Annotated in this window: 11 protein-coding genes; 8 read left to right on the top strand and 3 right to left on the bottom strand. The window is 70.2% G+C overall.

Annotated features, from left to right (window positions below; all coding sequences use genetic code 11):
* The first annotated feature begins 24 nt into the window (after positions 1-24).
* The 3 genes from AVKW3434_RS05395 to AVKW3434_RS05385 all read left to right on the top strand — a co-directional run bounded on the left by AVKW3434_RS05395 (position 25) and on the right by AVKW3434_RS05385 (position 5,374).
* Positions 25-2,229, top strand: a complete 2,205-nt coding sequence (locus AVKW3434_RS05395; RefSeq protein ID WP_284405034.1) for a cyanophycin synthetase — start codon at positions 25-27, stop codon at positions 2,227-2,229.
* A 71-nt stretch (positions 2,230-2,300) separates the two neighbouring features.
* Positions 2,301-4,874: a cyanophycin synthetase gene (cphA, locus tag AVKW3434_RS05390; protein WP_284396383.1), complete on the top strand. Its 2,574-nt coding sequence runs from the start codon at positions 2,301-2,303 to the stop codon at positions 4,872-4,874.
* On the top strand, positions 4,871-5,374 hold the full coding sequence (locus tag AVKW3434_RS05385) for a CreA family protein (protein WP_284405033.1): 504 nt from the start codon (positions 4,871-4,873) through the stop codon (positions 5,372-5,374). Before cphA ends, AVKW3434_RS05385 begins: the two co-directional genes overlap by 4 nt.
* Positions 5,375-5,476: 102 nt before the next feature.
* Here AVKW3434_RS05385 and AVKW3434_RS05380 read toward each other — a convergent pair whose 3' ends face one another.
* Positions 5,477-6,157: a DsbA family oxidoreductase gene (locus tag AVKW3434_RS05380; protein WP_284405032.1), complete on the bottom strand. Its 681-nt coding sequence runs from the start codon at positions 6,155-6,157 to the stop codon at positions 5,477-5,479.
* A gap of 177 nt (positions 6,158-6,334) precedes the next feature.
* Between AVKW3434_RS05380 and ada the strand changes: the two genes are divergently transcribed.
* Genes ada through alkB form a run of 3 tightly spaced genes read left to right on the top strand, consistent with a single transcriptional unit; the run spans position 6,335 to position 8,847 of the window.
* On the top strand, positions 6,335-7,444 hold the full coding sequence (gene ada / locus AVKW3434_RS05375; protein WP_284405031.1) for a bifunctional DNA-binding transcriptional regulator/O6-methylguanine-DNA methyltransferase Ada: 1,110 nt from the start codon (positions 6,335-6,337) through the stop codon (positions 7,442-7,444).
* Positions 7,441-8,145, top strand: coding sequence for a 2OG-Fe(II) oxygenase (locus AVKW3434_RS05370; protein WP_284405030.1), 705 nt, complete (start codon positions 7,441-7,443; stop codon positions 8,143-8,145). Before ada ends, AVKW3434_RS05370 begins: the two co-directional genes overlap by 4 nt.
* 51 nt (positions 8,146-8,196) lie before the next feature.
* Positions 8,197-8,847, top strand: a complete 651-nt coding sequence (alkB, locus tag AVKW3434_RS05365; protein WP_284405029.1) for a DNA oxidative demethylase AlkB — start codon at positions 8,197-8,199, stop codon at positions 8,845-8,847.
* A gap of 17 nt (positions 8,848-8,864) precedes the next feature.
* On the opposite strand, the gene AVKW3434_RS05360 is transcribed toward alkB, so the two are convergent.
* Together AVKW3434_RS05360 and AVKW3434_RS05355 are read right to left on the bottom strand one after the other, a co-directional pair.
* Positions 8,865-9,599: a hypothetical protein gene (locus AVKW3434_RS05360; protein ID WP_284405028.1), complete on the bottom strand. Its 735-nt coding sequence runs from the start codon at positions 9,597-9,599 to the stop codon at positions 8,865-8,867.
* A gap of 665 nt (positions 9,600-10,264) precedes the next feature.
* Complete coding sequence (locus AVKW3434_RS05355; protein ID WP_284405027.1) at positions 10,265-11,185, bottom strand: transglutaminase-like domain-containing protein; 921 nt, start codon at positions 11,183-11,185, stop codon at positions 10,265-10,267.
* A 269-nt stretch (positions 11,186-11,454) separates the two neighbouring features.
* On the opposite strand from AVKW3434_RS05355, the gene AVKW3434_RS05350 reads away from it, so the two are divergent.
* Together AVKW3434_RS05350 and AVKW3434_RS05345 are read left to right on the top strand one after the other, a co-directional pair.
* Complete coding sequence (locus AVKW3434_RS05350; protein ID WP_284405026.1) at positions 11,455-13,575, top strand: catalase; 2,121 nt, start codon at positions 11,455-11,457, stop codon at positions 13,573-13,575.
* Between the two features lie 95 nt (positions 13,576-13,670).
* The gene (locus AVKW3434_RS05345; RefSeq protein ID WP_372588161.1) at positions 13,671-14,063 is read left to right on the top strand and encodes a response regulator; all 393 of its coding nucleotides are present in this window, start codon (positions 13,671-13,673) and stop codon (positions 14,061-14,063) included.
* Positions 14,064-14,070 lie beyond the last annotated feature (7 nt).

Here is a 14,070-nt window from a genome sequence, read left to right as displayed (position 1 = left end):
GCAGTTTCCTTTACGCTGCACTCCATGGCGACATTCAATGACATCCAACTGCTGCGCATCAACTACCTGCGCGGTCCCAACATCTGGACTTACCGTCCAGTGCTCGAAGTCTGGCTGGATCTCGGCGCGCTCGAAGACCACCCGTCCAACGCCCTGCCGGGATTCAACGAGCGCCTGACCACCTGGCTGCCGGCGCTCATCGAGCACCACTGCGGCGTGGGCGAGCGCGGCGGCTTCCTGCAGCGGCTGGAGGGCGGCACCTGGTGCGGCCACGTGCTGGAGCACATCGTGATCGAGCTGCTCAACCTGTCGGGCATGCCCACGGGCTTCGGGCAGACGCGCAGCACCTCGCAGCGCGGCGTGTACCGCATGGTGTTCCGGGCGCGCGACGAGCGCGTGGCGCGCGTGGCGCTCGAGCAGGGCCACCAGCTCATCATGGCGGCCATCAATGACACCCCGTTCGACGTGCAGGCCGCCGTGGCGCGCGTGCGCACCGAGGTGGACGACCAGTACCTCGGCCCCAGCACCGCGTGCATCGTCACCGCTGCAACTGATCGCGGCATTCCGCACATCCGGCTGAACGACGGCAACCTGGTGCAGCTGGGCTACGGCGCATCGCAGCGCCGCATCTGGACGGCCGAGAGCGAGTTCACCAGCGCCATCGCCGAAGGCATCGCCAGCGACAAGGACCTGACCAAGAGCCTCCTCAAATCGTGCGGCGTGCCCGTGCCCGAGGGCCAGGTCGTCAACAGCCCCGAAGAGGCCTGGGAAGCCGCGCAGGACATCGGCCTGCCGGTGGTCGTCAAGCCCTCGGACGGCAACCATGGCCGTGGCGTGACGCTGGACCTGCGCAAGCAGGCCGACATCGAGGCGGCCTACCACGTGGCCTACCCCGAGGGCAGCGACGTGATGGTCGAGCGCTTCATCCCCGGCGACGAGCACCGGGTGCTCGTGGTGGGCGGCAAGGTCGTGGCCGCCGCACGCGGCGAGGTGGTGAGCATCACCGGCAACGGCCGCTCCACCGTGCAGGAGCTGATCGACACGCAGCTCAACTCCGACCCGCGCCGCGGCTACGAAGAGGAATACCCGCTCGAGCTGATCCAGGTGGACACCAACGTGGCCGTGCAACTCGAACTCAAGCGCCAGGACCTCAGCGCCACCGCCGTGCCCGAGGCCGGCCGCGAGGTCGTGGTGCAGCGCAACGGCAACGTGGCCGTGGACTGCACCGACGAAGTGCACCCCGAGGTGGCCTACATCGCCGCACTGGCGGCCAAGGTCGTGGGCCTGGACATCGCCGGCATCGACCTCGTGGCGCGCGACATCGGCCGCCCGCTGCAGGAGCAGAGCGGCGCAATCGTCGAGGTGAACGCCGGCCCCGGCCTGCTCATGCACCTGAAGCCCGCCATCGGCGCGCCGCGCCCGGTGGGCCAGGCGATTGCCGAGCACCTGTTCCCGGCCGAGGAAAACGCCGACGGCACGATCGGCCGCATTCCGCTGGTCGGCGTGGCCGGCACGCGCGGCACCAGCACCATCGCCCGCGTGGTGGGCTGGCTCATGCATCTGGGCGGGCGCCACACGGGCCTGGCCTGCCGCGAGGGCCTGTTCCTGGACCGCCGCTGCGTGGACACCGCCGACAGCGCCCACTGGGAAGCCGCTCACCGCCTGCTGATGAACCAGATGGTGCAGGCCGCCGTGATCGAGAACGACGCCCGCACCATCCTGCGCGACGGCCTGGCCTACGACCGCTGCCAGGTGGGCGTGGTGACCGACATGGACGGCAAGGACACGCTGGCCGAGTTCGACGTGTTCGAACAGGACCAGATGTTCAAGGTGCTGCGCACGCAGATCGACGTGGTGCTGCCCGGCGGCGCCGCCGTACTGAACGCCGCCGAGCCCCAGGTGCTGGAGCTGGCCCCGCTGTCGGACGGCGCCGTGGTGCTGTACGCCCAGGACGGCACGCTACCCGCGATCGCGGAGCACCGCGCGCAGGACAACGGCCGCGCCGTCTTCGTGAAGGCAGGCCGGGTGGTGCTGGCCACCGGCTCGGCCGAGCATGTGCTGGGCGCGCTGGCCGACCTGACGTTCGGCCGCAACGCCGTGCAGACCGAGCCCGACACCCTGCTGGCCATCGTGGCGACGGCCTGGGCGCTGGACATCGCGCCGGACCTGATCGGCGCGGGCATCAAGACGTTTGAGCCCGAGCTGCCCTGCGCCGCCCCGGCCCGCTAGACCCCTTTCAACGACCGCATGGACTCGAGCCGGCACCCACGCCGGCAACCCCAAGAAAGAGACGCTTTTCCATGGACGTATCCCGCACCCGGGCCCTGCGCGGCCCCAACCTCTGGAGCCGCCACACCGCCATCGAGGCCGTGGTGACCTGCGCCGAATCCGAACTCGCCATGCGCCAGATCGATGGCTTCGAATCCCGGCTGCGCGCGCTGTTTCCCGCCGTAGGCGTGCTGCACCCCGAGGGCAGCGATGCCGATGTCTCCCTGGCCCATGTCCTCGGCGGCGCAGCCCTGGCACTGCAGGCGCAGGCCGGCTGCCCCGTGAGCTTCAGCCGCATCTCGGCCACGGTGGACCGCGGCGTGTACCAGGTCGTCGTCGAGTACAGCGAAGAGGCCGTGGGCCGGCAGGCCTTCGAGGATGCCCAGGCGCTGATCCAGGCCGCGCTGCAAGGCGGCCATTTCGACGCCGAGGCCGCCGTGGCTCGCCTGCGCGAACTGGACGAGGACGAACGGCTGGGCCCCAGCACCGGCTCCATCGTCGAGGCCGCCGCGGCACGCGGCATTCCGTGGCGCCGGCTCACGTCGGGCAGCCTGGTCCAGTTCGGCTGGGGCTCCAAGCAGCGCCGCATCCAGGCCGCCGAGGTCGATTCGACCAGCGCCGTGGCCGAATCCATCGCGCAGGACAAGGACCTCACCAAGCGCCTGCTGCACGCTGCCGGCGTGCCGGTGCCGCTGGGCCGCCCGGTCGAGTCGGTGGATGATGCCTGGAAGGCTGCACAGCAAGTCGGCCTGCCCGTGGTGGTCAAGCCCCAGGACGGCAACCAGGGCAAGGGCGTGACGGTGAACATCACCGAGCGCTCGCAGCTCGACGAGGCCTTCCGCACTGCCGCCGAATACGGCACGGTGATGGTCGAGCGCTTCCTGCCGGGCCATGATTTCCGGCTGCTGGTGGTGGGCGACCAGCTGGTGGCCGCCGCGCGCCGCGAGCCGCCGCAGGTGCTGGGCGACGGCGAGCGCACCGTGCGCGAGCTGGTGCACCTGGTCAACCTCGATCCGCGCCGCGGCGAGGGCCACGCCACCTCCCTGACCAAGATCCGCCTGGACGACATCGCCGTGGCGCGGCTGGCCATGCAGGGCCTCACGCCCGACGCCGTGCCGGCCAAGGGCCAGCGCGTGATCCTGCGCAACAACGCCAACCTGTCCACCGGCGGCACCGCCACCGACGTGACGGACGACGTGCACCCCGAGGTGGCGGCCCGCGCCATCGCCGCGGCCCAGATGGTGGGCCTGCACATCTGCGGCGTGGACATGGTGGCCGAGAACGTGCTGCAGCCGCTGGAAGTGCAAGGCGGCGGCTTCGTCGAGGTGAACGCCGCGCCCGGCCTGCGCATGCACCTGGCGCCCAGCTACGGCAAGCCCCGCAACGTGGGCCAGGCCATGGTGGACAAGCTCTTCGCCAACGGGCAGGACGGGCGCATTCCCGTGGTGGCCGTGACCGGCACCAACGGCAAGACCACCACCGCGCGCCTGATCGCGCACCTGTTCTCGGCCCAGGGCCTGCGCGTGGGCATGACCAACACCGACGGCGTGTACGTGAACGGCCGCCAGATCGACAGCGGCGACTGCTCCGGCCCCAAGAGCGCGCGCAACGTGCTGCTGCACCCCGAGGTGGATGCGGCCGTGTTCGAGACCGCGCGCGGCGGCATCCTGCGCGAGGGCCTGGGCTTCGACCGCTGCCAGGTGGCCGTGGTGACCAACATCGGCGCCGGCGACCACCTGGGCCTGAACTACATCACCACGGTGGACGACCTGGCCGTGCTCAAGCGCGTGATCGTGCAGAACGTGGCGCCGGACGGCTACGCCGTGCTCAACGCGGCCGACCCCATCGTCGCGGCCATGGCCTCGTCCACGCCGGGCAAGGTGATCTACTTCGCCAGCGACCGACACCACCCGGTGATGGCCACACACCGCGCGCAGGGCCACCGGTCGGTGTACATGGACGGCGAGTCCATCGTCGCGGCCGAAGGCTCGTGGCGCGAGACCATCCACCTGCGCGACGTGCCCATCACGCGCAACGGCAAGATCGGTTTCCAGGTCGAGAACGTCATGGCATCGGTGGCCGCCGCCTGGGGCGCGGGCCTGCCATGGCAGACCATCCGCCGCGGGCTCTCGGGCTTCGTGAACGACAGCGACAACGCCCCCGGCCGCTTCAACGTGATGGATTTCAAGGGCGCCACGGTGATCGCCGACTACGGCCACAACCCGGACGCGATGCGCGCCCTGGTGGCCGCCGTCGATGCGCTGCCGGGCAACCGCCGCAGCGTGGTCATCAGCGGCGCGGGCGACCGGCGCGACGAGGACATCCGCGACCAGACGGTGATCCTGGGCGCGGCGTTCGACGACGTGATCCTCTACCAGGACGCGGCCCAGCGCGGCCGTGCCGACGGCGAGGTGATGGCGCTGCTGCGCGAGGGCCTGGCGGGCGCCTCGCGCACCAAGCACATCGAGGAGATCCGCGGCGAGTTCATCGCCATCGATTCGGCGCTGGACCGGCTGCAGCCGGGCGACCTGTGCCTCGTGCTGGTGGACCAGGTGGAAGAAGCCCTGGCGCACCTGGCCAAGCGCTGCGCGGAGGTGGCCGCATGACCGCCGCCCGCCGCCTCTCCCATGCCCTGCCCCGTGCAGCGCTGGCACTCGGGCTGGCCGCCGCCGCGCTGTGCGCCCAGGCCGAGACCATCGGCACCGTGGACACCGCGTTCAAGCTTCTGGGCCGCGACCACGACATCATCGTGGAGGCCTACGACGACCCAGCCGTGCAGGGCGTGACCTGCTACGTGTCGCGCGCCCGCACCGGCGGCATCAAGGGCTCGCTCGGGCTGGCCGAGGACAAGGCCGAGGCCTCCATCGCCTGCCGGCAGACCGGGCCCATCGCGTTCCCCAAGCCGCCGCTCAAGCAGCAGGACGAGGTGTTCAGCGAACGCATCTCCATTTTGTTCAAGCGCCTGCGCATCGTGCGGATGGTGGACCCGGCCCGCAACACGCTGGTGTACCTGACGTACTCCGACCGGCTCATCGAAGGCTCGCCGCAGAACGCGGTGACCGCCGTGCCGGTGGACCGCGCCACGCCGATTCCGCTCAAGAAGTGACCAACGGGGCACGGGCCAAGCGATTCGTGACCGAATCGCCCCCATGCCCTAGTACCCATTGCCTCCATTGCTACTATTTATATAGCAAACAGCTGATCCGGATCACTGGCCGGCGGCGATCTGGCGCAGCGCCTGCTCGAACACCTCGGGCAGCTGGCCGCCCTGGATGAGGTGGCGGTCGTTGATGATGACCGCCGGCACCGAATGGATGCCGTGCTGCTGGTAGAACGCCTCGCGTTCGCGCACCGCGTCGGCGTATTCGCCCGAGGCCAGCACGGCCTGCGCCCGGTCCGCATCCAGGCCGGCGCCGGCCGCCGCGCGCACCAGCACGCCGTGGTCGCCCGGGCTCTGCCCATCGGTGAAGTAGGCCTTGAACAGTGCGTGCTTCAGGGCCGTCTGCGCAGCCTCGCCGCCCGCCTCGCCCGCCCAGTGCAGCAGGCGGTGCGCATCGAACGTGTTGTAGATGCGGCTGCGCTGCCCCATGTCGAACGTGAAGCCCAGCGCGGCGCCGCGTTCGGCGATGGCTTCGCGGTTGCGCTGCGACTGCTCGGGCGTGGCACCGTATTTTTCGGCCAGGTGCTCGGCGATGTCCTGGCCTTCCGGCGCCATCTGGGGATTGAGCTCGAACGGCTGGAAGTGCAGCTGCGCCGCCACCGTGCCGTCCAGCCGGTCCAGGGCCTGCTCCAGCGCGTGCAGCCCGATGGCGCACCAGGGGCAGGACACGTCGGAGACGAAATCGATCTTGAGGGGGACGGGGGTGGCAGGGGCCGGGGGGGTGGTCATGGCAACTCCATTGCAAAGGGTCGAACGCGTGATGCTAGGCCGCCTCCCATGACCGTGCACGCCTGTGGGCACTGCCCGTCGGCTTGCGAATGCGATCGCAAGAACCGGGGTGCGGGCCCGCCGCGCCGTGCGTAGATTCCAGGGCAGGCCCTTACCATTGAACGAGGAATCGACGCCATGGCTTCCCGCCCCCACTCCTGCCCCACCTCTCGCACCATTTCCCCGGCGGCGCAGCACGCTGCCGCCACGCTGGCCGATCCCCGGTGGGCGGCCGTCGCGGCGCGGGACGCCCAGGCCGATGGCCGCTTCGTCTATTCGGTCCGCACCACCGGCGTGTATTGCCGGCCCTCGTGCGCCGCCCGGCCCGCCCGGCCGGAGAACGTGGACTTCCATGCCACGGCCGAGGCGGCGGCGCGCGCCGGCTTCCGGCCCTGCCGGCGCTGCCACCCGGACCGGCCCGCCGGCTTCGATCCGCATGCCGAGACAGTGGCGCGGCTGTGCCGCGTGATAGAAGCCAGCGAGCCTCCACCGTCGCTGGACGCGCTGGCGCAAGCCGCCGGGCTCAGCCCGCACCACCTGCACCGCGTGTTCAAGGCAGCCACCGGCCTCACGCCGCGCGCCTATGCCGCAGCGCACCGCGCGGGAAAGCTGCGCGAGCGCCTGCCCCACGCCGGCACGGTGACCGAGGCCCTCTATGCCGCGGGCTATGGATCGCAGGGGCGCTTTTACGAAGAGGCTGGCCGCGTGCTCGGCATGGCGCCCAGCCGCTACCGCACCGGGGGCGCGCAGGTGCGCATCCGCTTCGCGGTGGGCCAGTGCAGCCTGGGCGCGGTGCTGGCGGCGGCCAGCGAGCGGGGCCTGTGCGCCCTGCTGCTGGGCGACGACCCCAACGCGCTGGTGCGCGATCTGCAGGACCGCTTTCCGCGCGCTGAATTGCTCGGGGCCGATGCCGCGTTCGAGCAGTGGATGGCGCAGGTGATCGGCTTCATCGATGCGCCTCGGCGCGGGCTGGCCCTGCCGCTGGACGTGCAGGGCACGGTGTTCCAGCAGCGGGTGTGGACCGCGCTGCAGGCCATCGCCCCCGGCGAGACCGCCAGCTACGCGCAGATCGCCGAGCGCATCGGCGCGCCACGCGCGGTGCGGGCCGTGGCCCAGGCCTGCGGGGCCAATGCCCTGGCCGTGGCCATTCCGTGCCATCGCGTGGTGCGCACCGACGGCGCGCTCTCCGGCTACCGCTGGGGCGTGGAGCGCAAGCGGGCGCTGCTGGACAAGGAGGCCCAGGCGTGAGCGCGCGCGACCCGTGCGCCATCGACTGGGACGCCGTGGCCCAGGCGCTGGACAGCCAGGGCTGCGCCGTGATCGACGCCCTGCTGCCCGCGGCCGACTGCCGCGCCCTCGCCGGCCTCTACGCACAGCCTGCGCGCTTTCGCAGCCGCGTGGTGATGGAGCGCCACGGCTTCGGGCGTGGCGAATACCAGTACTTCCAGTACCCGCTGCCCGAGGCCATCGCGGCGCTGCGCACCGGGCTCTATCCGCACCTCGTGCCGGTGGCCAACCGGTGGCAGGCGGCCCTGGGCCTGGAAGACCGCTTTCCGCCGGACCACGCGGCGTTCATCGCGCGGTGCCAGGCGGCCGGCCAGACGCGCCCCACCCCGCTGCTGCTGCAGTACGGCACGGGCGACTACAACTGCCTGCACCAGGACCTGTATGGCGCACACGTGTTTCCGCTGCAGGTGGCCGTGCTGCTCTCTGCGCCGGGGACCGATTTCACGGGTGGGGAGTTCGTGCTGACCGAGCAGCGCCCGCGCATGCAGTCGCGGCCCGAAGTAGTGCCGCTGCGCCAGGGCGATGCGGTGGTGTTCGCGGTGCACCACCGGCCGGTGCAGGGCACGCGCGGGCCCTACCGCGTGCAGATGCGGCACGGCGTGTCGCGGGTGCGCTCGGGACAGCGGCATACCATGGGCCTCATTTTTCATGACGCGGCCTGATAGCAAGGCCCCCGGTGGTGGCCCTGGCCTCGGCCATTCTTCGCTCGTTCCATGACCGACGACCTGTTCGACACCGATGAAGCGCCGGGCGGCCGGCTCGTCCTCGGGCCCGGCGCGGTGCTGCTGCGCGGCTTCGCCCGCCCCGTGGCCGTGGCGTTGCACGCGCAGGTGGCCGCCATCGCGCGGCAGGCGCCGTGGCGCCACATGGCCACGCCGGGCGGGCGCCGCATGTCGGTGGCCACCACGAACTGCGGCGCCCTGGGCTGGGTGAGCGATGCGCGCGGCTACCGCTACGCCGCCGTGGACCCGGACAGCGGCCGGCCGTGGCCCGCCCTGCCTGCCGTGCTGTCCACGCTGGCGGGCGAGGCGGCGGCAGCGGCCGGCTTTGCGGATTTCGTCCCGGACGCCTGCCTGGTCAATCGGTATGCCCCGGGCACGCGCCTGTCGCTGCACCAGGACCGCGACGAACGCGACCTGCGGGCGCCCATCGTTTCGGTCTCGCTCGGGCTCCCGGCCACGTTCCTCTGGGGCGGCCTGGCGCGCGGCGACCGTGCCCTGCGCGTGCCGCTGCGCCATGCCGACGTGGTGGTATGGGGCGGGGAGGACCGACTGCGCTTTCACGGCGTGCTGCCCGTGGCGCAGGGCCACCACGCGGAGTGGGGAGCGGTCCGCGTGAACCTGACCTTCCGCCGGGCGGGGTGAGCGGCGGGCGCGTGGTGCTAATGCCGCTCCCGTGCCCGCGCCAGCCACTGGCCCACGGACTCCCGCACGCCCTCGGACAGCGATTCGGCCACGCCACGGGCATACCCCTCGCCCAGCATGCCCTGCCCCGCATGGTGGAGGGCCACCACCGCGTTGGCCAGGACCACGCGGTCCAGCCCTGCGCTTCGCGGGCGGGGAGGTTCTCCGCGCGTGGTGGTGCCAGGGGTCGCGGTGGTGTCCGGCACTTCCGGGGGTGAAATCGGCGCAGTCGCCGGGGCGCGGTGCTTCAGGTGCCAGTGGGCCATCACCGCGCCGATCCCCACGAACAGTTGAAGCCCTGCCACGTCGCGGTCGGGCAGCCGCTGGAGCAGGTCCTGGATCGCCTCGCCCAGCAGCTCGCCCGCCAGCCGCGCGGCATCCAGATCCACCAGCGCTTGCGCGATGCGGGCCACGGCCTGCGGATCGTCGCGCTCCTGCAATTGCCGCGACAGCGCGGCGGTGCCGGTGGCCAACAGCCCGGCCGCCAGCGCCACACGCTGCGCCAATGCAGCGGCAGAGGCTGGGTCTTGCAGCGTGTGCACGGCCAGCAGGGTCCATTCGGAATGCGTTCGCATCTGCTCGCCCAGCCACAGGACGGGAGACGCCAGGTGCCGGGCACCGAACCGCAGCACGGCGGGATGGGGCTGCAGCAGGTGCATGCCGCGCGAGGCCAGCGCGCCCCAGGCGGGACCAGGGGGCGAAGCTTGGGGCAAGGCACGGGGCGGCAAGCTGGCCGCGCTCGCGGCGGCGGGGTCACCGGGAGGGATGGGCGAGCGCGGCAGGATCGCGGTGGGCTCCTGCCGTTGCGCCGAAGCACGGGGAGAGGCCGGTGCACGAGGGTGCGGACCAGCCCAAGGGCTGCCGGACCCAGCCCCCTCGTGCAAACCGCCGTCGACCGCCACACGGCGGGAAGGGAGCAATGAAGGAAGGGCAGCGGATGGCATGAAAGGCGCTCGGCGTTGCAGGGTGGCGAAAGAAAGGTTTCGCACGCGCGGGCCCGAAGCCGGTATTCCAGCCCGTGTTCGCCCTGTACCTGCCGCCAGGCCCTGTACAGCAGGGCCTGGCCACCTCTCCGTGAGGCTGCATTCCAACCCTGCCACGAACGGAAAGGAGGGATTCACCCGAAGTGCCATGCAACTGCGCGAAGCAGGGCCGGCCTGCCCGCGCCGGACATCGGAGATGCCATGACCGCCTTGGCGCACCTGTGGCGGGGTCTCGATTGCTACGAAATATATAGCAATTGAGCCAATGATTACTAGGGCATCGAGCAGTTTTTACGGTCACCAGGCATACCGGCTGCTTCCGCCGGCCAGCGATGCCCCCGGGCAGGGCCGCAAACAGCCCGGGCCCGAGCCACTGCGTTCCCGGCCCTTAGGCCTCAGCCGGCCATCACCGAGTGGCCACCGGACATCAAGGGTGACGCGCCCGAACTCTGCGGCGCATCGGTGGACAATGCCAAGGACGAATGCTGAGGCAACTGAAAGCCCCGCGACGGGTCCTGCACGGCCCAGGCTCGGATCTTGGGCGGCTGCGACTGCACGCTGCCGAAGATGGTTGCGAAGGCCACGTCCGCGGCATCCCGGCCGGTGGCCAGGCGCAGCATGCCCATGGGAATGGCCGTGCCCGACGGATCGAACAGGTACCAGCGGTCGCCGAGATAGGCCTCGACGTAGGCGTGAAAGTCCGGCGGGCCCAGCGCCGGGTCGGCGCCGTAGTCGGTGCCGGTGGCGATGCGCGCAGGAATGTTCACTGCCCGGCACAGCGCGATCATCAGGTGGGCGAAGTCGCGGCAGACGCCGACGCGTTCGACGAACGTGTCTACGGCCGAGGTGGTCGAGTTGGAGGTGTTGGAGCGGAAGGCCACGTGGTTGCGCACCCAGTCGCAAATGGCCTGCACGCGGCTGTAGCCCTGCCACAGGTGCCCGAATTCGCGAAAGGCCAGCGTGGCCAGCCGGTCCGACTGGCAGTAGCGGCTGGGAAAGATGTAGCCCACGACATCGTCGGGCAGGTGGCGCACACCGACCTCGGGAATGAGCGCCGGATCGGCGGTGTGGTGGTTCAGGTCCACCGTCGCGGTGTAGGCCAGCGTGAGCGGCCCGGGTTCGGCGTGCAGCCGCAGGCAGCGGGTGCCCGTGGCGGGATCGGTGTGCAAGTGCGTCGGAATGTCCTGGCTGATGATCAGGTTCTCGTCCTGAACGGTCTGGCAATGCGTCTGCGCTGCGTGGATGTTGAAGACGAAGTCAGCGCCGGGATCGCCTACCGCGTACTCCAACTCCAACTGGAGTTTCATTCGGATCATGGGGCCTGCCGTGGTGGTAGAGGGGAAAGGGCCTGCGTCTGGTGGGTCGGTCATTCGATCGATGCCGCATCAGCCGCTGCTGGAGTATGTGCCCCATCGCGGGCGCGCCTTGTCAGTGGACAGCGCATCGAAGTGCCAGCCCGCGCGGCGGGTCGCCCGGTGATCCGCCCTGCGGGCAATCCGGCCGACGCGGGCTTGTCCTACACCAGCGTCCCCCTGCACGGCAAAAGATCGGCGGTCCCACGGCAATCTCAACCAAAAGGCCCCCCATGGCAAAAGCACCCGCAGTTCCACGTCCCGTGAAAAAGGCCTCCGCCCCCTCGTCCCAGGCCCACGAAGGCGAAGAACTGCGCGGCACCGGGGGCGAATTGCAGCAGCAGGCTGGAGGCGCCCACCCGGTGCTCACCACCCAGCAGGGCATTCCGGTCGGGGACAACCAGAATTCGCTGCGGTCCACGCCCCGTGGCCCCACGCTGCTGGAGGACTTCATCCTCCGCGAAAAGATCACGCATTTCGACCACGAGCGCATTCCCGAACGCATCGTGCATGCCCGTGGCACCGCCGCGCACGGCTTCTTCGAGTTGACCGAATCGCTGTCGAAATACACCACCGCCCGCATCCTTACCGAGGTGGGCAAGCAAACGCCGCTGTTTTGCCGTTTCTCGACCGTGGCCGGCGGCGCCGGCTCGGTGGACACCCCGCGCGATGTGCGCGGCTTCGCCGTCAAGTTCTACACCGAAGAAGGCAACTGGGACCTGGTGGGCAACAACATCCCGGTGTTCTTCATCCAGGATGCGATGAAGTTTCCCGACCTGGTGCACGCCGTGAAGATGGAGCCCGACCGCGGCTTTCCGCAGGCGGCCAGCGCGCACGACACGTTCTGGGATTTCATCTCGCTGATGCCCGAGGCCATGCACATGATCATGTGGGCCATGAGCGACCGCACCATCCCGCGCAGCCTGCGCACCATGGAAGGCTTCGGCGTGCATTCCTTCCGCCTGCTCGACGCGGAAGGCCAGAGCACGTTCGTGAAGTTCCACTGGCGTCCCAAGCTGGGCATCCAGTCCACCGTGTGGGACGAGGCTTTGAAGCTGCAGGCGGCGGACAACGATTTCCATCGCCGCGACCTGTTCGAGTCCATCCAGGCCGGCAGCTTCCCCGAGTGGGAACTGGGCGTGCAGCTGTTCACCGAGGAAGAGGCCGAGGCGTTTCCTTTCGACCATCTGGACCCCACCAAGCTCATCCCCGAAGAGCTGGTGCCGCTCAAGATGATCGGCCGCATGGTGCTCAACCGCTGGCCCGACAACTTCTTCGCCGAGACCGAGCAGGTGGCGTTCTGCCCCGCCAACGTGCCGCCGGGCATCGACTTCTCCAACGACCCGCTGCTGCAGGGCCGCCTGTTCTCATACCTGGACACGCAGCTGTCGCGCCTGGGAAGCCCGAATTTCGTGCAGATCCCGATCAACGCGCCCAAGTGCCCCTTCCACAACATGCAGCGCGACGGCCACATGCAGATGCAGGTGCCCAAGGGCCGCGTGGCCTATGAGCCGAGCAGCCTGCTCGGAGACAGCCCGCGCGCCTCGCTGGCACAGGGCACACGGCATTTCGCCGAAGTGGCCGATGGCGGCGCCAAGGGCCGCGTGCGGCCCGAGAGCTTTGCCGACCACTACAGCCAGGCGCGCATGTTCTTTCGCAGCCAGAGCCCGCTGGAACAGGCCCACATGGCATCGGCCCTGGTGTTCGAGTTGTCCAAGGTCGAAACGCCGGCTGTGCGGACGGCCGTGGTGGCGCAATTGCGCAATGTGGACGATAGCCTGGCCGGCCGCGTGGCCGATGGGCTGGGCATGCCCGAGCTACCCGAGCCCTTCCCTGCCGCTGCTGCCGTGCAGGACCTGCCGCTGTCGCCCGCGCTGCGCATCATCGACCGCATGAAGCCCACGCTGGAGGGTCGCTGCGTGGGCATCCTGGTGGCGGACGGCTCGGCCGCCGCACCCATCGCCGCGCTGCGCAAGGCGGCGGAAAAGGCCGGTGCCACAGTCAAGATCGTGGCCCCGAAGGTGGGCGGCGCCGTGCTGGCGGACGGCTCGCGGCTGCCGGCCAATGGCCAGTTGGCCGGCACGCCCTCCACGGTGTTCGACGCCGTGGCCTCGGTCCTGTCGCCCGAAGCGGGCGAGCAACTGTCGCGCGAAGCCGCTGCCGTGGACTGGTTCCGCGACGCGTTCGGCCACCTCAAGGCCATCGCCGCGTGCAAGGGCTCGCAGCCGATCCTGAAGGCCGCCGGCATCCAGCCGGACGCCGGCGTGGTGGACCCCGCTGAGACAGCAGCTTTCATTCAAGCGGCCAGCACGCGACAATGGGCGCGCGAACCCTCCGTGCGCACGCTGGCATGATGCAAGCGCTGGCCCACCCCTCCACCCCGTTTTCCACTGACGCGCGACCGCCAGCCGGAGACCTTCACAGACCGCTCGACCGGACCGACCACAGCATGACCCCTCCCTTGCGCATCCTTTACGTAGAGGACAACGCGGAGCTCCGCGAAACCATCGGCATGCTGCTGGAGGGGGACGACCGTGAAGTGTCGCTGTGCGCGACCGCCGAGGAGGCGCTGAAGCTGGATGCGCAGGGCCCCTACGACCTGGTCGTTACCGACGTCAGCCTGCCCGGCATGTCGGGCACCGACCTGTGCCGCCAACTGGTGGCGGAAAATCCGCAGCGCTGGATCGTGCTGTGCTCGGGCTACCAGTTCGGCCATGGACTGAATGCCCTGGGCCCCAATGTGCGTGCGCTGCTCAAGCCGTTCGAACTGGAAGAGCTGGAAGAGCTCATGGATTCGATCCGCGACCAATTGCGCGGATCCAGCTCCAATCACCCTGCCTGACCGCAGA

Source organism: Acidovorax sp. SUPP3434 (genome assembly GCF_030159015.1).
Classification (GTDB): Bacteria; Pseudomonadota; Gammaproteobacteria; order Burkholderiales; family Burkholderiaceae_C; genus Paracidovorax.
Note: the sequence above shows the minus strand (reverse complement) of the source record. Positions and strands in the feature narration are given on the sequence as shown.